Source organism: Pseudodonghicola sp. (assembly GCF_048268305.1).
GTDB lineage: Bacteria > Pseudomonadota > Alphaproteobacteria > Rhodobacterales > Rhodobacteraceae > Pseudodonghicola.
The window spans coordinates 84390-104711 of sequence record NZ_JBLWVT010000003.1 but is presented as its reverse complement, the minus strand read 5'-3'; the positions used below and the strand labels follow the sequence as shown (position 1 = coordinate 104711).

The 20322-nt window shown below is 66.2% G+C and carries 15 protein-coding genes; 7 read left to right on the top strand and 8 right to left on the bottom strand.

Annotated elements, in window-relative coordinates; genetic code table 11:
• Nucleotides 1-3: 3 nt before the first annotated feature.
• Nucleotides 4-1944: an AMP-binding protein gene (locus ACN0V4_RS06190; RefSeq protein WP_417674832.1), complete on the bottom strand. Its 1941-nt coding sequence runs from the start codon at nt 1942-1944 to the stop codon at nt 4-6.
• A 317-nt stretch (nt 1945-2261) separates the two neighbouring features.
• On the opposite strand from ACN0V4_RS06190, the gene ACN0V4_RS06185 reads away from it, so the two are divergent.
• The 3 genes from ACN0V4_RS06185 to ACN0V4_RS06175 all read left to right on the top strand — a co-directional run bounded on the left by ACN0V4_RS06185 (nt 2262) and on the right by ACN0V4_RS06175 (nt 5638).
• Entirely contained in the window at nt 2262-4133 is a 1872-nt protein-coding gene (locus tag ACN0V4_RS06185) for a PAS-domain containing protein (RefSeq protein WP_417674830.1), read from the top strand.
• Nucleotides 4130-4831 (top strand): response regulator transcription factor, encoded by a 702-nt coding sequence (locus ACN0V4_RS06180; RefSeq protein ID WP_417674097.1) that lies wholly within the window; start codon nt 4130-4132, stop codon nt 4829-4831. The genes ACN0V4_RS06185 and ACN0V4_RS06180 overlap by 4 nt, the downstream gene beginning before the upstream one ends.
• A 153-nt stretch (nt 4832-4984) precedes the next feature.
• Nucleotides 4985-5638 (top strand): histidine phosphatase family protein, encoded by a 654-nt coding sequence (locus tag ACN0V4_RS06175; protein ID WP_417674095.1) that lies wholly within the window; start codon nt 4985-4987, stop codon nt 5636-5638.
• A 121-nt stretch (nt 5639-5759) separates the two neighbouring features.
• On the opposite strand, the gene ACN0V4_RS06170 is transcribed toward ACN0V4_RS06175, so the two are convergent.
• From ACN0V4_RS06170 to panB, 7 genes are all read right to left on the bottom strand, one after another.
• On the bottom strand, nt 5760-6074 hold the full coding sequence (locus ACN0V4_RS06170) for a DUF3775 domain-containing protein (RefSeq protein WP_417674093.1): 315 nt from the start codon (nt 6072-6074) through the stop codon (nt 5760-5762).
• Nucleotides 6075-6156: 82 nt separating this feature from the next.
• Nucleotides 6157-7488, bottom strand: a complete 1332-nt coding sequence (locus tag ACN0V4_RS06165) for an adenylate/guanylate cyclase domain-containing protein (protein ID WP_417674091.1) — start codon at nt 7486-7488, stop codon at nt 6157-6159.
• 2 nt (nt 7489-7490) lie between these two features.
• Nucleotides 7491-8948, bottom strand: coding sequence for a DNA recombination protein RmuC (gene rmuC, locus ACN0V4_RS06160; RefSeq protein WP_417674089.1), 1458 nt, complete (start codon nt 8946-8948; stop codon nt 7491-7493).
• A gap of 78 nt (nt 8949-9026) precedes the next feature.
• Nucleotides 9027-10952: a DNA mismatch repair endonuclease MutL gene (gene mutL, locus ACN0V4_RS06155; RefSeq protein WP_417674087.1), complete on the bottom strand. Its 1926-nt coding sequence runs from the start codon at nt 10950-10952 to the stop codon at nt 9027-9029.
• Between the two features lie 51 nt (nt 10953-11003).
• Nucleotides 11004-12500, bottom strand: a complete 1497-nt coding sequence (glpK, locus tag ACN0V4_RS06150) for a glycerol kinase GlpK (RefSeq protein WP_417674085.1) — start codon at nt 12498-12500, stop codon at nt 11004-11006.
• A gap of 83 nt (nt 12501-12583) precedes the next feature.
• Entirely contained in the window at nt 12584-13435 is an 852-nt protein-coding gene (panC, locus tag ACN0V4_RS06145; RefSeq protein WP_417674083.1) for a pantoate--beta-alanine ligase, read from the bottom strand.
• Entirely contained in the window at nt 13432-14265 is an 834-nt protein-coding gene (gene panB, locus ACN0V4_RS06140) for a 3-methyl-2-oxobutanoate hydroxymethyltransferase (RefSeq protein ID WP_417674081.1), read from the bottom strand. Before panB ends, panC begins: the two co-directional genes overlap by 4 nt.
• Nucleotides 14266-14488: 223 nt before the next feature.
• Here panB and ACN0V4_RS06135 point away from each other — a divergent pair, with 223 nt between their 5' ends.
• From ACN0V4_RS06135 to ACN0V4_RS06120, 4 genes are all read left to right on the top strand, one after another.
• Nucleotides 14489-15976 carry an ABC transporter substrate-binding protein gene (locus tag ACN0V4_RS06135; protein WP_417674079.1) on the top strand — a complete coding sequence of 496 codons (1488 nt, stop codon included), beginning with the start codon at nt 14489-14491 and terminating at the stop codon, nt 15974-15976.
• 208 nt (nt 15977-16184) lie between these two features.
• The gene (locus ACN0V4_RS06130) at nt 16185-16739 is read left to right on the top strand and encodes a hypothetical protein (RefSeq protein WP_417674077.1); all 555 of its coding nucleotides are present in this window, start codon (nt 16185-16187) and stop codon (nt 16737-16739) included.
• Nucleotides 16740-16929: 190 nt separating this feature from the next.
• Nucleotides 16930-17919: a deoxyribose-phosphate aldolase gene (gene deoC, locus ACN0V4_RS06125; protein ID WP_417674075.1), complete on the top strand. Its 990-nt coding sequence runs from the start codon at nt 16930-16932 to the stop codon at nt 17917-17919.
• A gap of 51 nt (nt 17920-17970) precedes the next feature.
• The gene (locus ACN0V4_RS06120) at nt 17971-20313 is read left to right on the top strand and encodes an aldehyde dehydrogenase family protein (RefSeq protein WP_417674073.1); all 2343 of its coding nucleotides are present in this window, start codon (nt 17971-17973) and stop codon (nt 20311-20313) included.
• Nucleotides 20314-20322 lie beyond the last annotated feature (9 nt).

Here is a 20322-nt window from a genome sequence, read left to right as displayed (position 1 = left end):
CGGTCATTCCGCCGCCATCCGGGGCGCCGGCACCGGCACCACCGCGGCGTCCCGGATCTCCAGCGTCGCGTTGATGTAGCCCTTGCGGCCGTCCTCATAGGTTACCTCGGTCCGGGTCGAGATCCGCGGCGAGCCGTCATAGAGCGCGGTGATGATATCGGCGTATTTCTCTTCGACGATGCGCCGACGGACCTTGCGGGTGCGGGTCATCTCGCCATCGTCCGCGTCCAGCTCCTTGTGCAGCACGACGAAGCGGTGCACCTGGCAACCCGACAGCATCGCATCCTCGGCCACCGAGCGGTTGACCGCCTCGACATGGCTCTGGATCGCGCCCAGCACCTTCGAGTGCCCGGCCAGCTCCTGATAGGAGGCATAGGCGATATTGTTGCGCTCGGCCCAATTGCCGACTGCCGCCAGGTCGATGTTGATGAAGGCGACGCAATGATCGCGGCCATTGCCGAACAGCACCGCCTCGAGGATGTCGGGATAGAACTTCAGCTTGTTCTCGACATATTTGGGCGCGAACATCGCCCCGTCCGAAAGCTTGCCGACATCCTTGGCGCGGTCGATGATGCGCAGATGGCCGCTGCTTTCCTCGAAGAAACCAGCGTCGCCGGTGGCCACCCACCCTTCCGGATCCTTGGTCGAGGCGGTGCTTTCGGGGTTCTTGTAATATTCCACGAAGGTCCCGGGCGAACGATAAAAGATCTCGCCATTGTCGGCGATCTTGATCTCCACATCCGGGGCCGGCACGCCGACGGTATCGGCGCGCACCTCGCCGTCGGGCTGCACGGTGATGAACACCGTCGCCTCGGTCTGGCCATAGAGCTGCTTCAGGTTGATGCCGAGCGAGCGATAGAAATCGAAGATCTCCGGGCCGATCGCCTCGCCGGCGGTATAGCCGACGCGCACCCGGCCCAGCCCCAGCGTGTCCTTCAAGGGCCCATAGACCAGCGCGTTGCCGATGGCATATTTGATCCGGTCGATCAGGCCCACCGGCTTGCCGTCCAGGATGCGGCCACCGACCTTCTTGGCATGGGCCAGATAGTGGTGGAACATCCGCCGCTTCAGCGCGCCCGCATCCTCCATCCGGATCATCACATTGGTCAGCTGGGTCTCGAACACCCGCGGCGGCGCGAAGAAATAGGTCGGCCCGATCTCGCGCAGATCGGTCATCATGGTCTCGGGGCTTTCCGGGCAGTTGACGCAGAAGCCGCACCAATAGGCCTGGCCGACCGAGAAGATGAAATCGCCGACCCAGGCCATCGGCAGATAGGACAGAATGTCCTCGTCCCGGCGCAGATGGTCGAATTCCGACGCGTTCTTGGCGGTTTCGATCACATTGCGGTTGGACAGCACCACGCCCTTGGGCTTGCCGGTGGTGCCCGAGGTGTAGAGCATCACGCAGATGTCGTCATAGCCGATCCCGGCCTGCCGCCGCTTCAGCTCGTTGATGAACTCCTCACGGGCGGCGCGTCCCTGCTCCTGCACGTGGGAGTATTGATGCAGATGCGAATGCTCGTATTTCCGCATCCCCCGCGGGTCGAGATAGATCAGATGTTCGAACTGATGCAGTTGATCCTGCACCTCGATCACCTTGTCGACCTGCTCCTGATCGCCGGCGATGACGAAGCGCGCGCCGCAATGGCCCAGCACATAGGCCATCTCCTCGGCCACCGCGTCCTGATAGAGCGGCACCGGAATCGCCCCGACCGCCTGCGCCGCCACCATCGACCAGTAAAGATACGGCCGGTTGCGCCCGATGATGGCGATGAAATCGCCCTCATTGACGCCGAGGTTGATCAACCCCAGCGCCAGCGCCTCGATCTCCTTCTCGGTCTCGGCCCAGGTCCAGCTCTGCCAGATGCCGAATTCCTTTTCCCGATAGGCGGGCGCCGTCCCGAAACGGGTGGCATTACGATGTAGCAGCGCGGGGAGCGACATGAGCCCCGCGGCGCCAGACTGCGTCTGAGCCAATGTATATTCTCCTCCCTGTCCGGCACCAACGCCGGCACCTGACCGCCTCCCAACGGTGCTGGTCCGATTAGGACAGGGGCCATACAAGCGGTCAACTTTTACGTGATCATTGCCCAATCCTTACGAATTGTTACACGCGCCCGCTCCCCCCAAGGGGGCGCGGCAAGCGCCCGGCCGAGGGGCCCGCGGAACCAGCCCCTTTGCGAAACCGCGCCACGATGCTAGCCATAGCCCCAGGGAGCAGGGAGACGAGGGTGGAGGACCACGACCAGCAGATCCGCGACATGACCAAGGCCGGGCTCAATCTGATTGCCCAGGCGCTGTCGATCTACGACCGCGATCTTCGCCTTGCCGTCGCCAACAGCCGCTATCAGGAAATGTTCAGCCTGCCCGACTGGCTGGTGACCCCCGGCACCCGGTTCGACGACACCATCCGCTATCTGGCCGAAACCGGCGAATATGGCCCGATCGACGATGTCGAAGCCTATGTGGCCAACAAGGTGGAACAGGCCTGCGCCTTCGAGCCGCATTATATGGAACGGACCCGCGCCAACGGTCGCACCATCTCGGTCGAGGGCTCGCCGTTGCCGCAGGGCGGCTGGGTCACCGTCTATACCGACATCACCCGCGCCAAGCGCTCGGAACAGCTGCTGCGCGCCCGCTCGGAGGAACTCTCCGATCAGGTGCTGACCCATGCCGAGGAGCTGTCCGCCGCCAACCGCGAACTTGCCGCCACCATCACCGCCCTGGAGGAGGCCAAGCGACAGCTCACCGTGATCGAGGCCCGCACTCGCATGACGACCGAGATGATGCCGGCCCATATCGCCCATGTCGATGCCGAGGCGCGCTATGTCTATTCCAACCGCAAGTTGAACACCGTACTGCCGGGCCGGCCGTCCGAGATCCTCGGCATGCATATGTCCGAGGCGCTGGGGCCAAGAAGTTTTGCCCGGGTGGAACCCTATCTCCGCGCCGCCTACGAGGGTGGCAGCCCGGTGTTCGAATTTACCGAGGATCACGATTCCCGCCGTATCCGCGTCGCCATGACGCCGGACGGCCAGGGCGGCGTCTATCTGCTGTCGACCGATGTGACCGAAGAAACCCAGGCCCGCGTCGCGCTGCAGCAGACCCGCCGGCGGGCGCTGGCGGCGCAGATGACCAGCGGGCTGGCGCATGACTTTTCCAATCTGCTGACCATCATTCTCGGGATGCAGGGAAAGCTGGCCAAGATGGAACTGCCGGACGAGGCGCGCGAGTTGATCGCCGCCACCCAGGCCACGGCCCGGCGCGGCGGCCGCCTGCTGGACCGGATCGCCGATATGACCGGCAAGCGCCAGTTCATGCCGCAGGCCACCGATCTGCATGCGCTGCTGCGCGATCTGCATATCCTTGCCACGCCCAGCCTGCCGCAAGGCGTCGGGCTCAGCGTGCTCGACCACGCGCCAGACGGTCCGCTAGTGCTCGATCCCGGCATGTTGCAGGATGCGCTGCTGAACCTCGTGCTGAACGCCCGCGACGCCTGCGGAAGCTCTGGCCAGATCACCGTCAGCGCCCATGCGGTCGGCGACATCTGGATCGAGATCGCGGTGAGCGACACCGGACCCGGCTTTTCGGCGGAAGCGCTGGAGAAGGCGCTTGAGCCGTTCTTCACCACCAAGGGAGAGGAAGGCTCAGGCCTTGGCCTGCCGATGGTCTATGACATGGTGAAGCTGACCGGCGGCGATCTCAGGCTCAGCAATACCACCAGTGGCGCCTGCGTCACCCTGCGGCTGCCCTATCGCGCCGCGCCAAGGGCGGCGGGCGGGCTGACCCTGCTGGTCGAGGACAGCGTCGATCTGCGCGAAACCGTCCGCGACATGCTGGTAACCCTCGGCCATGCGGTGATCGAGGCCGCCTCGGTCGAGGAGGCGGTCGCGCTGCTCGACGATCTCGACGAGGTCCGGCTGGTGCTCTCCGATATCCGGCTGGCCGGGGCGGCCACCGGGCTCGATCTGCTGGACCGGATCGCCGGTCGCGGGCTATCCTGCGTGCTGATGACCTCACTGCCGCCCTCCGATCCGCTGTATCGCAGCGCCCTGACCCGGGCGCCGGTTCTGCGCAAACCCTTCTCGCGCCGCCAGCTCGCCGCGCTGATCGCCCGGGAGACCGCCCAATGAACGCGCCACTGGTCACCATCCTGGACGACGAGCCGGCGATCCGCGGCATCCTGACCGAGGCGCTGGAGGAGGCCGGCTTTCGCACCCAGTGCTTTGGCCGCGCCCGCGAATTCGAGGCGGCGCTGAAACGGGTGACGCCGGATGTCTGCCTGGTCGATCTGTCACTGCCCGATACCGACGGGCTGGCCCTGGTGCACCGGCTGGCACTGGAACAGGGCGCCAAGGTGATCATCATCTCGGGCCGGGCGCAGGTGCAGGACCGGGTCACCGGGCTGGAGCTGGGCGCCGACGATTACATCACCAAACCCTTCGACCCGGCCGAGGTGGTCGCCCGCATCCGCGCCCGGCTGCGCGGCGGCAAGATCGCGCCGCAATCCGGCCAGACCGCCCGTTTCAACGGCTGGACCGCCCATTTCGACCGCTACATGCTGGAGGACGAGGCCGGCGACGAAACGCCGTTCTCCCATGCCGAGGGTGAGGTGCTGCGGCTGTTTCTCGACAGTCCCAAGCGGCTGATCACCCGCACCCAGATGCAGGACAGCCTGGGCGGCGGCGCCGGCGAAAGCTTTGACCGGGCGATGGATGTGCGCATCTCGCGGCTCAGGACCAAGCTGCGCGAGGATCCGAAGAACCCGCGGCTGATCAAGACGATCTATGGCGCCGGCTATATCTTTCTGGGCGATGTGCGCTGGGATTGAGGCCGGCACAGCGCCTTCGGCGAGAGTATTTTTGCAAAGAAGAAGCAGCAGGGCGCCCGCCGCAGGCCCCGACGGAAATTTCATCGCTATATCACTGCCCCTTTTCCCCTGCGCGACGCTCGCTTAAGACGGGCGCAAAGCAGGAGCCGAGAGATGTCGAATATCACCCTGATCCGTCATGGCCAGGCCAATACCGAGGCCCGGGACGAAGCCGACTATGACAAGCTGAGCCCGCTGGGCCATCAACAGGCTGCCTGGCTGGGCGATCATCTTCGTGCCTCCGGCGCAGTTCAGGGGCGGGTCTATTGCGGGTCGCTGATCCGACATCTGGAAACCGCCCAGTCCATGGGCCTTGGCGACGACGTCACCATCGACCCGCGGCTGAACGAGCTGCAATATTTCACCCTGGCCCAATTGCTGGAGCAGCAGCACGGCATTCCGTTTCCCGGCCCCCGGGTCAGCTTTGCCGATCACATGCCGCAGGTCTTCGGCGCCTGGCAACGTGACGAATTGGAGGGCGCACCCGAGAGCTTTGCCGAGTTCGAGGCCCGCGTGCGCGGTGCGATCACCGATATCGCCGCCGGCCCCGGCCCGGCGCTGGTGGTGACCTCGGGCGGGTTGATCTCGATGGTGATGCGGCAGCATCTCGGGCTCGACATCCCGGCGATGGCGCAAATGGCGCTGGCGATCATGAACACCTCGCTGCACCGGCTGTTCCCGATCGGCAACCGGCTGAGCCCGGTGCTGTTCAACGCGGTGCCGCATCTGGAAACGCCGGAGCGGCAATTCGCCCAGACCCATATGTGATCCGCAGGATCCGGAGACGAAACAGGGGGCCGAGGCCCCCTTTCCTGTCACGGCTCAGCCGGCTTCCGCCGGGAGTTGCGCAAGGCTCCGGGTCGCGAAACCCGTCGACCTCGGGCGCCGATCACATCAGATCGTTTTCCTCGTCCTCGGCGGAGATGCCCAGCGCGTCGAGCCCGTTTTCCAGGTGGTCGGCCAGATGCGGCGTGCCGATCAGGTAATCCGCGCAGGGCGTCGAGGCCTCGGCCCGGGCGGTTCCCACCGCCTCATCGAAATCCTCGGCATCGAAGCTCTCGCGGCCGATCCACATGATCGCCACCAGCTCGGCCTGCTCGTCTTCGCTCATCCGGTCGATGAAGGCGCGCAGCTCGTCCTCGGCGCGGTCCAGTTCGCGCGCCATCATCGCCACTTGCGCCACCTTGCGCGGGGAAATCTCCATCCGTCATCCTCCTTATCGGGGCGTTCACGATCCTGCGCAATCTGCGCGTTTACTGCGGCTTAGCGGGATTTGGCGCGCCGCGCTAGCCCCGGTTTCCGTCCCCCGTCCGGTCACCGCGCCAACCGCGCAGGGCCAGAGCGCCATCGCGTCCGCGCAGCTCGGTCTCGGCAGCGACATCCCAGGGCGGCCCCTCCGGATCACCGCCGGCGACCCGCAGCAGGTCGCAGGAGACCAGGATAGAGACATTGAACCGTTTTGTCTCCTCCTCCAGCCGCGCCGCGGCATTCACGGTATCGCCGAAGACGGAATATTCCAGCCGCTCCCCCGGCCCCACGACACCGCTGAAGACCGCGCCCCAATGCGCCCCGACGCCCGCGCGCAGCGGCGGCACCCCGCGCGCCAGGCGCTGCGCCGACCAATCGGCGATCTCGCGCTGCAGGGCAAAGGCGCAATCGATGCAGGCCGCCGCCGCCTTCTGCGGATCGCCGTCATCCTCGAAGACGATCATCGCCGCATCGCCCATGAACTTGTCGATGATGCCGCCTGTCCCTGTCGCCACCACCGCCACCCTGCGGCGAAATTCGGTCGAAAACGCCGACAGGTCCTCGGCCGCCATGCTCTGGCTCAGCGCGGTGAACCCGCGCAGGTCGATGAACAGCACGCCCGCCTGGTGCCAGCGGCCCCGGCGCAGCTCCTCCAGCCCACCGGCGGCCAGCCGCGGCGCCAGCTGCGCCGGCAGATAGCGGGTCAGGTTCAACGCCTTCTGCGCCTCGGTGATCGAGCGCAGCAGCAGCCAGCGGGTGCGCACCGCGGCCACCACCAGCGCGCCGGCCGCCAAGGCCAGCATCGCCACCCGCATCGCATTGGGCGCAAAGCCCAGAAACGGCGCTGCGGCGCCATTGGCCGGGTGAAACCCCGGCCCCGCCGGCTGGCTGGCCAGCCAGGCGAGCCCGCCGATCGTCAGCACCGCGATGAAGCCCTGAAGCCCCGGGTTGAACCTGAGCACCCCGAAGGCCAGCACCAGCGGCGCCAGCCAGACCGCCGGAAAGATGAAGGCATGGCTGCCCGGCAGACCCGAGCTGAGCATGCTCATCCAGACGCCATAGAGGAAATAGAGACAGTCCGCCGCCGCCGCCGGCCAGATCATCCAGATCCTGAGCCAGCCCCGCCGATAGCCCAGCAGCGAAAAGGCGCCCAGGCTGAAATAGCCCAGCATCATCGTCAGCGCATAAAGCCTTTGCCGGGCCAGAAACTCCGCCTCTTCGGGCAGGGTTTCGCGGTGGGTCACCAGCGCGAAGGACAGCCCCAGCGCCAGCACCGCCAGCATCCGCAGCAGGCCGACCAGCGCCTCGGCCCTCAGCTCGGCCTGATGAAACAGCCGGACGGTATCAACCGGCAGCGGCGCCCGCGCCATCGTCACTCCCCGTCGCCGACCGGGACGATCAACCCGCGCGCCTCGGTGTCGACCAGCGCCGGCGTCTCGATTTCCGACCCTTGGGTCACCACGCCCATCGCCTCGAACTTGCGGGCCGAGGGCAACACCCGGCTTTCCATCGAGCCCACCGCGCGGTTGTAGGAGTTCACCGACTGGCTCAGCGCCTTGCCGACCTTGTCGAGGTGACCGCCAAAGACATTCAGCCGGTCATAAAGCTCCTTCGCGACCTTCTGCACCTCGACCGCGTTCTCGGCCATCTTCTCTTGCTGCCAGCCATAGGCGATCGCCTTGACCAGCGCCATCAACGTGGTCGGCGTGGCGATCAGCACCTTGCGTTCAAAGGCGTATTCGATCAGCTCGGGATCGGCCTCCACCGCCGCCGAGACAAAGGTTTCGCCGGGGATGAACATCACCACGAAATCCGGCGTCGTCGGGATCTGGTCCTGATAGGCCTTCGACGACAACAGCTTCACATGATCGCGCACATGCCGGGCATGACGGGTCAGGTTGGTCTGTTGCAGTTCGGGCGTCTCGCTTTCCAGCGCGTCGAGATAGGCCTCGAGCGGGGTCTTGGCGTCGACCACGATGCTCTTGCCGCCGGGGATCTTGACGATGGCGTCCGGGCGGCGGACGCCGGCATCGGTCTGCATGTGATGTTCCAGCGTATAATCGACATGTTCGGCCATGCCGGCCATGTCGAACACCTGCCTCAGCTGCATCTCGCCCCAGCGGCCGCGGGTCTTGGGCGCGCGCAGCGCCTGCACCAGCTTGCGGGTCTCGGTCCCCAGCGTCGTCTGCCCCTCGGCCAGCAGGCGCACCTGCTGCTGGATGGCGCCATAGGCCTCGTTCCGGGCCTTCTCGATCTCCTGAATCCGGCTGTCGAAGACGGTCAGCTTTTCGTTCAGCGGCTTGACCAGATTCTCGATGGCAAGCTTGCGCTTTTCCAGATCCTCGGTCGCCGTCACCTCATGCGACTTGAAGCGTTCGGAGGCGAGTTTGAGGAAGGATTCGGAGTTCTGCCGCAATACGCCGGCGGCCAGGGTGGAAAACCGATCCTCCATTTCCTTCTTCATGCCGCGCAGCTCTTCCAGCCGGGCGGCGTGTTCGGTCTTGAGCGTCTTCAGCTCGGTCTCGGCGCTGATGCGGCGGTCCTGCTCCTCGCGATGCAGCACCTGCATCGTCTCGACCGACTGCATGAGTTCCGGGATGCGTCCCGCCTGCGCGCGCTGTTCCGCCAATGTCTCGCGCAGCGCCTGCCCCTCGGCCCCGGTGCGCTCCAGCTCGGCCCGGACCGCGGCAAGCTCCGCCCGCAGGCGGCGCAGCGCAGCAAGGCGCGTCAGCAGCAGGATCAGCAACAGCGCAACGGCAGCGGCGGCCCAAACCAGAATCTGTTGCGGCGGCAGCGCCCGCAGGCTGGCCAAGAGTTCATCCATCGTCATGCGCGCCGCCTCGTTCCCGTTTGGTTCTAATGCCTTCCAGTTGAACCACGCGGAGGGAAAAAGCAAGCTTGGCGCGGATCAGGTGCGCCCGAACAACCGCTCGATATCCGACAGCTTGAGTTCGACATAGGTGGGCCGGCCATGGTTGCACTGGCCGGAATGCGGCGTCGCCTCCATCTCGCGCAGCAGGGCGTTCATCTCTTCCGCCCGCATGCGACGGCCCGAGCGGATCGAGCCATGGCAGGCGACGCGGGACAGGATCGCCTCGATCTTGGCCTGCACCAGATTGGATTCGCCATCGTCGTCCAGTTCATCGAGGATATCGCGCAGCATCGCCTCAGCATTCACTTCGCCCAGGATCGCCGGGGTTTCCCGCACCGCCACGGCGGAGCCGCCGAAGGCCTCGATCCCCAGACCGAACCGCTCCAGCTCTTCCGCCACCTCCAGCAGCCGGGCGCAATCGCCGGCCGAGAGTTCGACGATCTCGGGGATCAGCAGCGCCTGGGCGGCGACGCCGTTTTCCGCCATCTGCTTTTTCAGCTTCTCATAGACCAGCCGTTCATGCGCCGCGTGCTGATCGACGATCACCATGCCCCGCTCGGTCTGGGCGATGATGTAATTCTCGTGCACCTGCCCGCGCGCGGCGCCAAGGGGGAGGGCTTCCAGCGGAACCTGATCGGGCAGGTGTTCCTCCGGCTGCTCGACCACCCGACCGCTATAGGCGGCGGAGAATTCGGCGAAACCGGGTTCCGCCCGCGCTGGCGCGTCATACCCGGGCGCAGGCATGCCATAGGCCGGCGCCGGCACCATGCCTTCGGGGCTTTGCGCCCGATAGGCCGCGATCCGCGCGCCGAGCGAGGGGCGATCCATCTGATAGATGCGCGGCGCCTCGCCCAGGGGTTCGGGCCGCATCGCCCCCAGCGTCGCCGAAGCCACGGTGGAGGAGGCGCGGTGCCCCGCCTCGGCCAGCGCATGGCGCAGGGCAGAGACGATCAGCCCACGCGGCACGCCGGGATCGCGAAACCGCACCTCGGACTTGGCCGGGTGGACGTTGACGTCGACCAGCGTGGGGTCGCAGTCGACGAACAGCGCCGCCGCCGGATGCCGGTCGCGGCTGAGGAAATCGAAATAGGCCGCGCGCAACGCGCCGGTCAGCATCTTGTCACGCACCGGCCGGGCGTTGACGAAAAGATACTGCGCCACCGCCGCACCGCGTGAATAGGTCGGAAGCGCCGCATAGCCGAACAGGCGGATACCGTCACGGGTGGCGTCGATCGGCAGGGCGTTTTCGACGAAGTCGCGCCCCATCACCTGCCCCAGCCGGGCCCCCAGCGCATCGAACAGATCACCGGTTTCCGCATCGGCGCGAAAGCTCACCCGCCCCTCACCGCCGCCGGAGACATCGCGCAGGGTGAAACCGACCGAGGGTTCCGCCATCGCCAGCCGCTTGACGATATCGGTGATCGCCTGCGATTCGGCACGGTCGGAGCGCATGAATTTCAGCCGTGCGGGCGTGGCATAGAAGAGATCGCGCAGCTCGACCACCGTGCCGGCGCGCAGGGCGGCGGGGCGGACCGGGTCCATCTTGCCACCGGCGACGCGGATGCTGGCGGCCTCCGCCCCCTCGGTCCGGCTGGTGATGGTCAAACGCCCCACGGCGCCGAGCGAGGGCAACGCCTCGCCGCGGAAGCCGAAGGTATGGATGTTCAGCAGATCCGATCCGTCGATCTTCGAGGTCGCATGCCGCGACATCGCCAGCGGCAGCTCGTCCGGGGGGATGCCGCAACCGTTGTCGGTGACCCGGATCAGCGTCTTGCCGCCGTCCGCGATCTCGATCCCGATCCGGGTGGCGCCGGCGTCGATGGCGTTCTCCACCAGCTCCTTGACGGCAGAGGCGGGTCGTTCGACCACCTCGCCGGCGGCAATCCGGTTGATCGCCGCCTCGTCAAGCTGGCGGATGACGGGGCGGTGGGCTTCGTTGATCTGGGGGTCGGTCATGGACATGCCCCTAAATCTAGACCTGTTGGGGCGATTCTTCCAGCGGCAAGCGCTGGGTCAGACGGTCATCGCCGCCGCCACGGCGCGTTTCCAGCGGGCATAGGCCGCCTCTCGCGCGCCCATCTCCATCTGCGGTTCGAACCGCCGGTCCAGCGCCCAATTGGCGGCGAAGCCCTCCATCCCCGGGTAAAGCCCGGCGCGCATCCCGGCCAGCCAGGCGGCGCCCAGCGCCGTAGTCTCCTGCATCACCGGCCGGTCGACCGGCGCGCCAAGGATATCGGACAGCCCCTGCATGGTGTAATCGCTGGCGCTCATCCCGCCATCGACGCGCAAGACCACCTCGGGGCTGGCGCCATGCGCCTCCAGCCAGTCGGCCCGCATCGCCTCCCACAGGTCGCGAGTCTGGAACGCCACGCTGTCGAGTGTCGCCTTGGCGAATTCCGCCGGCCCCGAATTGCGCGTCAGCCCGAAGACGGCACCACGGCAGTCAGGGTTCCAATAGGGTGCGCCAAGGCCGGTGAAGGCCGGCACCAGCGTCACCTGCTGGCTCGGGTCGGCCTGCTGCGCCAGTTCCCCCGATTGCGCCGCGCTGGAGATGATCCCCAAGCCATCGCGCAGCCATTGCACCGCAGCGCCGGCGATGAAGATCGAGCCTTCCAGCGCGTAAGTCCGCTTGCCATCAAGCTGATAGGCGATCGTCGTCAGCATCCGGTGACCCGAGGCGACCGGACGATCCCCGGTGTTCAGCAGCGCGAAACATCCCGTGCCATAGGTCGATTTCATCATGCCAGGCGCGAAACAGGCCTGGCCGATGGTCGCCGCCTGCTGGTCTCCCGCCACGCCCAGGATCGGCACCGCCGCGCCCAGAAGCGCCGGATCGGTCAGCCCGAAATCGGCGGCGCTGTCCTGGACCTCGGGCAGCATGTCCATCGGCACGTCGAGGAGCGCACAGATCTCCGCGCTCCAGACACCCTGGTGGATGTCGAACAGCAGCGTCCGCGCCGCATTGGTCGCATCCGTCGCATGCACCCGCCCACCGGTCAGCCGCCAGATCAGGAAACTGTCGATGGTGCCAAAGGCCAGCTCCCCCCGCATCGCCCGCGCCCGCGCGCCCGGCAGGGTGTCGAGCAGCCATTTCACCTTGGTGCCCGAGAAATAGGGATCGAGCCGCAGGCCGGTCACCGCCTCGACCAGCGGCTCGGCGCCCTCGGCCTCCAAGGCCGCGCACAGATCGGCGGTGCGGCGATCCTGCCAGACGATGGCGTTATGGATCGGCGCGCCACTGGCACGATCCCAGATCACCGTGGTTTCGCGCTGGTTGGTGATGCCGATGCCGGCCAACTGCTGCGGCGTGACGCCGTGATCGGCCAGAACCGACCGGCAGACCGACAGGGTGGTCTGCCAGATCTCTTCAGCGTCATGTTCGACCCACCCCCCTTGCGGGAAGATCTGGCGAAACTCGCGCTGCGCCACACCGACCACCTGCATCGCCGCATCGAACAGAATGGCGCGGCTCGACGTAGTGCCCTGGTCGATGGCGAGAATGAAGCTCATGCGGGGATCCTCCTGCGGTCTGTGCCGCACCCTATCAGCCCGGCCCCGGATCGCCAGCCCGCGGCAAGCGGGCCGGCGCCGTATCAGGCAGGGCGTACAGGAACATTGTCGATCAACCGTACCCCGTCCAGCCAGGCCGCCACGAACAGACGCGCCGGGACAGAGGCGTGATCGAGCGCCGCGAGCCCCGCTTCGCTGCGCAGTTCCAGATATTCCACCTCGCCAAAACCCGCCTCGGCCAGGCGGGCGCGGGCGCGGAGCTCGAGCGGAGGAAACCGATTGCCCTGCTCCAGCTCCTCGGCCATATCGCGCAGGATCGGGTAAAGCCGCGCCGCCGTCTCCAGCCCCTCGGGCGACAGCCGCAGATTGCGCGACGACAGCGCCAGGCCAGAGGCTTCGCGCACCGTCGGGCAGGCCACCACCTCGATCGGGATATCCAGATCGCGGGCCATGCGGCGGACCACCTGCAATTGCTGGAAGTCCTTTTCGCCGAAATAGGCGCGATCCGCCCCGGTCTGCAGGAAGATTTTCGACACCACCGTGGCGACCCCGTCGAAATGCCCGGGCCGGTGCGCGCCACACAGAACGTCAGTCAGACCGGAGACCGAGACCATGGTCGCGAAGCCCTCGGGATAGACCTGATCGACATCGGGCGCATAGACGACATCGACCGCATGGGGCGCCAGTTTCTCCGCATCGTCCTGTTCGGTGCGGGGGTAGTTCGCCAGATCCTCGGGGTTGTTGAACTGCTTGGGATTCACGAAGATCCAGACGATGACCCGGTCGCAGTCGGCCTTGGCGGCCTCGACCAGCGACATGTGGCCGGCATGCAGCGCCCCCATGGTCGGCACCACGCCGATCCGCGCGCCGGCCGCCTTCCAGCCAGCGGTCAGTGCGCGAATCTCGGACAGTTTACGGATGATCGGTGCGGTCATTTCGCGCCCTTTTCGGTTTGATCGGCAAAGACGTGTTCGGGCCCCGGAAACCGACGGGCGCGCACCTCGGCGGCATAGTCGGCAATGGCCGCCCGGGCCTGATCGGCCAGATCGGCATAGCGTTTGACGAACTTCGGCTTGAAGGCGTCGAACAGCCCCAGCATGTCGTCGACCACCAGCACCTGCCCGTCGCAGCCGGCCGAGGCACCGATGCCGATGGTGGGAATCGCAACCTCGGCGGTGATCCGGTCGGCCAGGGCGGCGGGCACCTTCTCAAGCACCACGGCGAAGGCGCCGGCATCGGCAACCGCACGGGCATCGGCCAGCACCACCTCGGCCTGATCGTCACGGCCCTGCACCTTGTAGCCGCCGAGCGCGTTCACCGATTGCGGCGTCAGCCCGACATGGCCCATCACCGGAATGCCGCGTGCCACCAGAAAGGCGATCGTCTCGGCCATCCGACACCCGCCTTCCAGCTTGACGGCGCCGGCGCCGGTTTCCGCCATGATCCGCGCCGCATTGGCAAAGGCCTGCTGCGGGCCTTGCTCGTAGCTTCCGAAGGGCATGTCGACCACCATCAGCGCATGGCTCAGCCCGCGCGCCACCGCCTGGGCGTGCAGGATCATCATCTCCATCGTCACGCCAAGGGTCGAGGGCAGACCATGCAGCACCATGCCGAGGCTGTCACCGACCAGGACGAAATCGCACTGCGCGTCCATCAGCCGGGCCATGGGGGTGGTGTAGCAGGTCAGGCTCACCACGGGATCGCCGCCCTTGCGGGCACGGATATCCCCGGCACTGATGGCCGAGATCGGTTTGGTTACGCTCATTGTCCTCCCAACTTTCGACAAAGCCGCCGGTAAAGCCTTCCCTCGCGGCAAAGTGGGCCGGAGATATCAACCCAAGGGCGACTCTTCCAGTCTGGTTGCGCCAACATCCGACCAACATCCCGCGAACATGTCCCCGAGACCCCCTTGATTGCCGACGCGCTTGCGGGAACACTCCGCCCATCCTCTCCGGCTCAGGGCCGGACAATGACAGGGAGACGTCTGAATGAAGATTTTCCGCCACCCGCGCGGCCTGGCCTCGGCCTTCGCCTTTGCTGCGGCACTGGGCGCCGGCCCGGCGCTGGCCGCCGACCTGACGGTCGCCATGCAGCTTGAGCCGCCGCACCTGGATCCGACCAGTGCCGCCGCCGGCGCCATCGACCAGGTGGTCTATTCCAATGTGTTCGAAGGGCTGACCCGGTTCATGGGCGATGGCTCGATCGTGCCGGGGCTGGCCGAAAGCTGGGACATCTCCGAGGACGGCAAGACCTATACCTTCCACCTGCATGACGGGGTCAAGTTCCACGACGGCACCACGATGGATGCCGAGGACGTGAAATTCAGCCTTGATCGTGCCCGGGCAGCGGACAGCGCCAATGCGCAAAAGGCGCTCTTCGCCGATATCGCCGAGGTCGAGGCCGTCGACCCGCTGACCGTCAAGGTCACCCTGGCCGAACCGAACGGCAGCTTCCTGTTCAACATGGCCTGGGGCGATGCCGTCATCGTCGCGCCCGAAAGCATCGAAGACATCAAGCAGCACCCGGTCGGCACCGGCGCCTTCGCGTTCAAGGAATGGGTGCAGGGCGATAAGATCGTGCTGGACAAGAACCCCGATTACTGGGGCACGCCCGCCAAGCTGGACGAGGTGACCTTCAAGTTCATCTCCGACCCGACCGCCGCCTTCGCCGCGATGATGGCCGAGGATGTCGATGTCTTCTCCGCCTTCCCGGCGCCCGAGAACCTGCCGATGTTCGAGGCCGATCCGCGGTTCCAGGTGCTGGTCGGCTCGACCGAGGGCGAAACCATCCTGGCGATGAACAACAAGCGCGCACCCTTCGACAACAAGCTGGTGCGCGAGGCGGTGGCCCATGCGATCGACCGCAAGGCGCTGATCGACGGGGCCATGTTCGGCTATGGCACCCCCATCGGCACCCATTTCGCGCCGCACAACCCGGCCTATGTCGATCTGACGGCGGAATCGTCCTTTGACCCGGCGCTGTCGAAAAAGCTGCTGGCCGAGGCCGGGCTGCCCGACGGCTTCACGACCACGCTGCACCTGCCGCCGCCCTCCTATGCCCGGCGCGGCGGCGAGATCGTGGCGGCCCAACTGGCCGCCGTCGGCATCAAGGCGCAGATCGTCAACGTCGAATGGGCGCAATGGCTGGAAACCGTGTTCAAGGGCAAGGATTTCGGCCTGACCATCATCAGCCATACCGAACCGATGGACATCGGCATCTATGCCCGGCCGGATTACTATTTCGGCTATGACAACCCGGCGTTCCAGGAGCTGATGAAGACCCTGGCCGCCACCACCGATCCGGCGAAACGGACCGAGCTGCTGCAACAGGCGCAGAAGATCATCGCCGATGATTACGTCAACGGATACCTGTTCCAGCTGCCGGCGCTGACCGTCGCCAAGGCCGGGGTGCAAGGCCTCTGGGCCAACGCACCGACCCAGGCGATCGACCTGACGGCGGTGAGCTGGGCGGAGTGATCCCCCTTCCGATCCTGAGAAAGGGGCCCCTCCGGGGGCCCTTTTGCATTTCGGGGGGCGAGGCGGGAGGGGGCGCGATGGTATGGCCGGAATGTCGGTTGTACGGACAAAGGGTGAATTCGCTGCGATTGCTCCAACGGATGCTTTCTAGCGAACGCTGGGAGATTCGAAGTTGGCAAGACGCTCTCAAGCTTCTTAGTGTGGCGGCATGCAAAGCAACGAATTCAATAGTCTTTTCATAACCGAGTTTGCCGAACCTCTAATTGAGCACGGCTTTCAAATGGTTGGGCGTGGAAATTCGATGCGTCATACCGATGATACCCGCGAACTCCTCATTTTGAGGCAAGGCGGACGGTTGGCGCGACAAGGGATGGCTCGGTCAGTGATCTGCTTCCGTCACACATTCTTGCGGCCAATCGAAAGTGATGACCCCGCGAAGAAGTCAATATACGTTGAGGATTGCCCAAGGAAATTCACGTTTGACGATTTTGATAGATGGTTCCGCCGTCCTCGAAACTACCAACCTGAAAACTCTGGACGATGGCGGATTCACGACATCAATTATGCTGACTTAGATCCAAGACAACTCAGCGAGCGTCTTAAGAAGCTTCGTACAATTGTCATCGAACGCGTCCTGCCGTGGACAGAATCACTGTCGGAAGAAGGTGAACTTTTGCAGATCAAGAAATTTGGAGAGAACGCGTGGTGTGAGCGGCGTTGGATTGAAGACTACGAGAATTTCCTTTCGCGTCGAACCTACTAGCTGCCTTTCGTTTGAAGCGCAGCGCCCGTCGCTTTGGGCTCCAAGCGGCCTTTCGCAGCTTGAGCATCTCATGCCCCCCCTCAGAACCATCCCCCGCCAAGCCCAGCCCTCCGCCTGCCCCCACCCCAGCTTGCCAAGCCGGCGGCCCCGTGCCAGCTTGGTGGCGATTGAATAACCGGATCGCCCGCGCATGCAGACCACCGATATCGCCCGCACCGCCCCCTTGCCCAGGCTGACCGAGCCGCGCAATCCCGGCCTGGCGCTGGACCTGGGCTGGGTGCGGGCCGCTACCGCCAACCGGTCCGCCATCGAACGCCGCTGTGCCAGCCTGCCGGCGCGGCGCAGCGTCAAGAAGGACTATCAGGCCGCCTGGCTGCTGAAGGCGATCACCTGCATCGACCTGACCACGCTCGCCGGCGACGACACCGCCGAACGGGTCCGCCGGCTGTGCGCCAAGGCGCGCCAGCCGCTGCGCCCCGATCTGCTGGCCGCACTCGGCTTCGACAGCCTCCATACCGGCGCGGTCTGCGTCTATCACGAGATGGTGGCGCCCGCCGTCGCCGCGCTCAGGGGCTCGGGCATCCCGGTCGCCGCCGTCTCCACCGGCTTTCCCGCCGGGCTGTCGCCCTTCGCGCTGCGACTGGCCGAGATCGGCGAAAGCGTCGCCGCCGGGGCCGAGGAGATCGACATCGTGATTTCGCGCCGCCACGTGCTCGAGGGCAATTGGCAGGCGCTTTACGACGAGATGCGGCTGTTCCGCGAGGCCTGCGGCGAGGCGCATGTGAAGGCGATCCTGGCGACGGGGGAACTGGGGACGCTGAAGAACGTCGCCCGCGCCTCGCTGGTCTGCATGATGGCGGGGGCGGATTTCATCAAGACCTCGACCGGGAAGGAGGCGGTGAACGCCACCCTGCCGGTGTCGCTGGTGATGATCCGGGCGATCCGCGACTATTACGACCGCACCGGCATCCGCATCGGCTACAAACCCGCCGGCGGGATTTCCAAGGCCAAGGATGCGCTGGTCTATCTGTCGCTGATCAAGGAGGAGCTGGGCAATCGCTGGCTGCAGCCCGATCTGTTCCGCTTCGGCGCCTCCTCGCTGCTGGGCGATATCGAACGGCAGCTGGAACACCATGTGACCGGCGCCTATTCCGCCGGCTATCGCCATGCGGCGGGCTGAGGCGGGCGCGGCGTCCGTCGGACAGTTGAGTATTTGAACAGAGAAGAAGCCATGACCGTCAAAGAGATCTTCGAGACGATGGAATACGGCCCCGCCCCCGAAAGCGCCGTCGAGGCCCTGAGCTGGCTGGTCGATCAGGGCGATTGTTTCGGTCCATTCATCGACGGCCGGTTCACCGCGCCCGGCGCGAGCTTTGACGCAATCAACCCCGCGACGGGAGAGGTTCTGGCGCATCTGACCCAGGCCACCGCCGAGGATGTCGACGCCGCCGTCGCCGCCGCGCGCAGAGCGCAACCGAAGTGGGAAGGGCTGGGGGGCCCCGGCCGGGCGACATACCTCTATGCGCTGGCGCGGCTGTTGCAGAAACACGCGCGTCTCTTCGCCGTGCTGGAGACGCTGGACAGCGGCAAGCCGATCCGCGAGGCGCGCGATATCGACGTGCCCTTGGCGCAGCGGCATTTCTATTATCACGCCGGCCTCGCCCAGTTGATGGAGGTCGAGCTGCCCGAGCAGCGCGCGCTTGGCGTCTGCGGCCAGATCATCCCCTGGAACTTCCCGCTGCTGATGCTGGCGTGGAAAATCGCCCCCGCGCTCGCCGCCGGCAACACGGTGGTGCTGAAGCCGGCGGAACAGACCTCTCTCACCGCGCTCCTTTTCGCCGATATCTGCCATCAGGCCGGGCTGCCGAAGGGCGTGGTCAATATCGTCACCGGCGACGGCGCGGTGGGCGAGGCGATCGCGAGCCATCCGGGTGTCGACAAGATCGCCTTCACCGGCTCGACCGAGGTGGGGCGCCGGATCCGCGTGGCGACCGCCGGATCGGGCAAATCGCTGACGCTGGAGCTGGGCGGCAAGTCGCCCTATGTCGTCTTTGACGACGCCGATCTGGATTCCGCCGTCGAGGGGCTGGTGGACGCCATCTGGTTCAACCAGGGTCAGGTCTGCTGCGCCGGCTCGCGCCTGTTGGTGCAGGAATCGGTGGCAGAGCGGTTTCACGTGAAGCTGCGCGCGCGGATGGACAAGCTGCGTGTGGGTGACCCCTTGGACAAATGCACCGATGTCGGCGCGCTGGTCAGCGCTGAACAGCTGTCCCGGGTCACCGGCATGGTCGCCGCCAACAGTGCCGGCACCACCCACCGCGCCGCCTGCGACATGCCGGCCGCGGGCTGTTTCTATCCGCCGACGCTGATCACCGGCCTCGCCCCCTCCGACCCGCTGATGCAGGAGGAGATCTTTGGCCCGGTGCTGGTCTCCACCACCTTCCGCACGCCGGCAGAGGCGGTGCAACTGGCCAACAACAGCCGCTATGGGCTGGCCGCCACCGTCTGGAGCGAGAATATCAACACCGCGCTCGACATCGCGCCGAAACTGGCCGCCGGCGTGGTCTGGGTGAATGCCGCCAACCTGTTCGACGCCGCCGCGCCCTTCGGCGGGGTGCGCGAAAGCGGTTTCGGTCGCGAAGGCGGGTGGGAGGGGCTTGCGGCCTATACCCAGCCCAGATCGAAACCCAAGCCGTTGGCGGCGGTGGCCGCGATGCCGGCGGGCGGTGGCGGGCCGGCCGATCCGATCGACCGCACGCCCAAGCTCTATATCGGCGGCAAGCAGGCGCGGCCCGATGGCGGCTATTCCCAGGCGATCTGGTCGAAATCCGGCGCGCTGCTGGGCCATGCGCCGATCGCCGGGCGCAAGGATGTGCGCAACGCGGTCGAAGCCGCGCAGGGGGCTGCGGGCTGGGCCGGCACCACCGGGCATCTCAGGGCGCAGATCCTCTATTACATCGCCGAAAACCTCTCGGCCCGGGCCGAGGATTTCACCCGCCGCATCGACGCCATGACCGGCAAGCGTCAGGGCGCGGCCGAGGTCGACACCGCGATCCGGCATCTGTTCACCGCCGCCGCCTGGGCCGACAAATGGGACGGGCGCACCGCCAATGTGCCGCTGCGCGGCATGGCGGTGGCACTGAAGGAACCCGTGGGCATCATCGGCGCGCTTTGTGCTGACGAGGCGCCACTGTTGGGGCTGGTCACCGTCATGGCGCCGGCTATCGCGCTTGGAAACCGGGTGGTGCTGGCGGCCTCCGAGCCCTTCCCGCTGGCGGCGACCGATTTCTATCAGATCCTCGACACCTCGGACGTGCCGGCCGGTGTGGTCAATATCCTGACCGGGCCGCATGCCGATCTGGCCGCACCGCTCGCCGCGCATCTGGGGGTCGACGCGGTCTGGAGTTTTTCCTCGACCGACCTCTCGGCCGGGATCGAGCGCGCGGCCGCCGGCAACCTGAAACGCACCTGGGTGAACAACGCTCAGGCGCGCGACTGGCACGATCCCGATCTGCGCCCCTTCCTGGAGCAGGCGAGCGAGGTCAAGACCATCTGGCTGCCCTATGGCGCTTGAAGCCTGACG

Bases quoted from the DNA above. Each gene is read 5' to 3' on its own strand.
- ACN0V4_RS06120 (WP_417674073.1), top strand. From the start codon at position 17,971: ATGACCGTCAAAGAGATCTTCGAGACGATGGAATACGGCCCCGCCCCC.
- ACN0V4_RS06180 (WP_417674097.1), top strand. From the start codon at position 4,130: ATGAACGCGCCACTGGTCACCATCCTGGACGACGAGCCGGCGATCCGC.
- deoC (WP_417674075.1), top strand. From the start codon at position 16,930: ATGCAGACCACCGATATCGCCCGCACCGCCCCCTTGCCCAGGCTGACC.
- mutL (WP_417674087.1), bottom strand. From the start codon at position 10,952: ATGTCCATGACCGACCCCCAGATCAACGAAGCCCACCGCCCCGTCATC.
- ACN0V4_RS06175 (WP_417674095.1), top strand. From the start codon at position 4,985: ATGTCGAATATCACCCTGATCCGTCATGGCCAGGCCAATACCGAGGCC.
- ACN0V4_RS06130 (WP_417674077.1), top strand. From the start codon at position 16,185: ATGCAAAGCAACGAATTCAATAGTCTTTTCATAACCGAGTTTGCCGAA.
- ACN0V4_RS06190 (WP_417674832.1), bottom strand. From the start codon at position 1,944: ATGTCGCTCCCCGCGCTGCTACATCGTAATGCCACCCGTTTCGGGACG.
- ACN0V4_RS06135 (WP_417674079.1), top strand. From the start codon at position 14,489: ATGAAGATTTTCCGCCACCCGCGCGGCCTGGCCTCGGCCTTCGCCTTT.
- panB (WP_417674081.1), bottom strand. From the start codon at position 14,265: ATGAGCGTAACCAAACCGATCTCGGCCATCAGTGCCGGGGATATCCGT.
- ACN0V4_RS06185 (WP_417674830.1), top strand. From the start codon at position 2,262: ATGACCAAGGCCGGGCTCAATCTGATTGCCCAGGCGCTGTCGATCTAC.
- rmuC (WP_417674089.1), bottom strand. From the start codon at position 8,948: ATGACGATGGATGAACTCTTGGCCAGCCTGCGGGCGCTGCCGCCGCAA.
- ACN0V4_RS06170 (WP_417674093.1), bottom strand. From the start codon at position 6,074: ATGGAGATTTCCCCGCGCAAGGTGGCGCAAGTGGCGATGATGGCGCGC.
- panC (WP_417674083.1), bottom strand. From the start codon at position 13,435: ATGACCGCACCGATCATCCGTAAACTGTCCGAGATTCGCGCACTGACC.
- glpK (WP_417674085.1), bottom strand. From the start codon at position 12,500: ATGAGCTTCATTCTCGCCATCGACCAGGGCACTACGTCGAGCCGCGCC.
- ACN0V4_RS06165 (WP_417674091.1), bottom strand. From the start codon at position 7,488: ATGGCGCGGGCGCCGCTGCCGGTTGATACCGTCCGGCTGTTTCATCAG.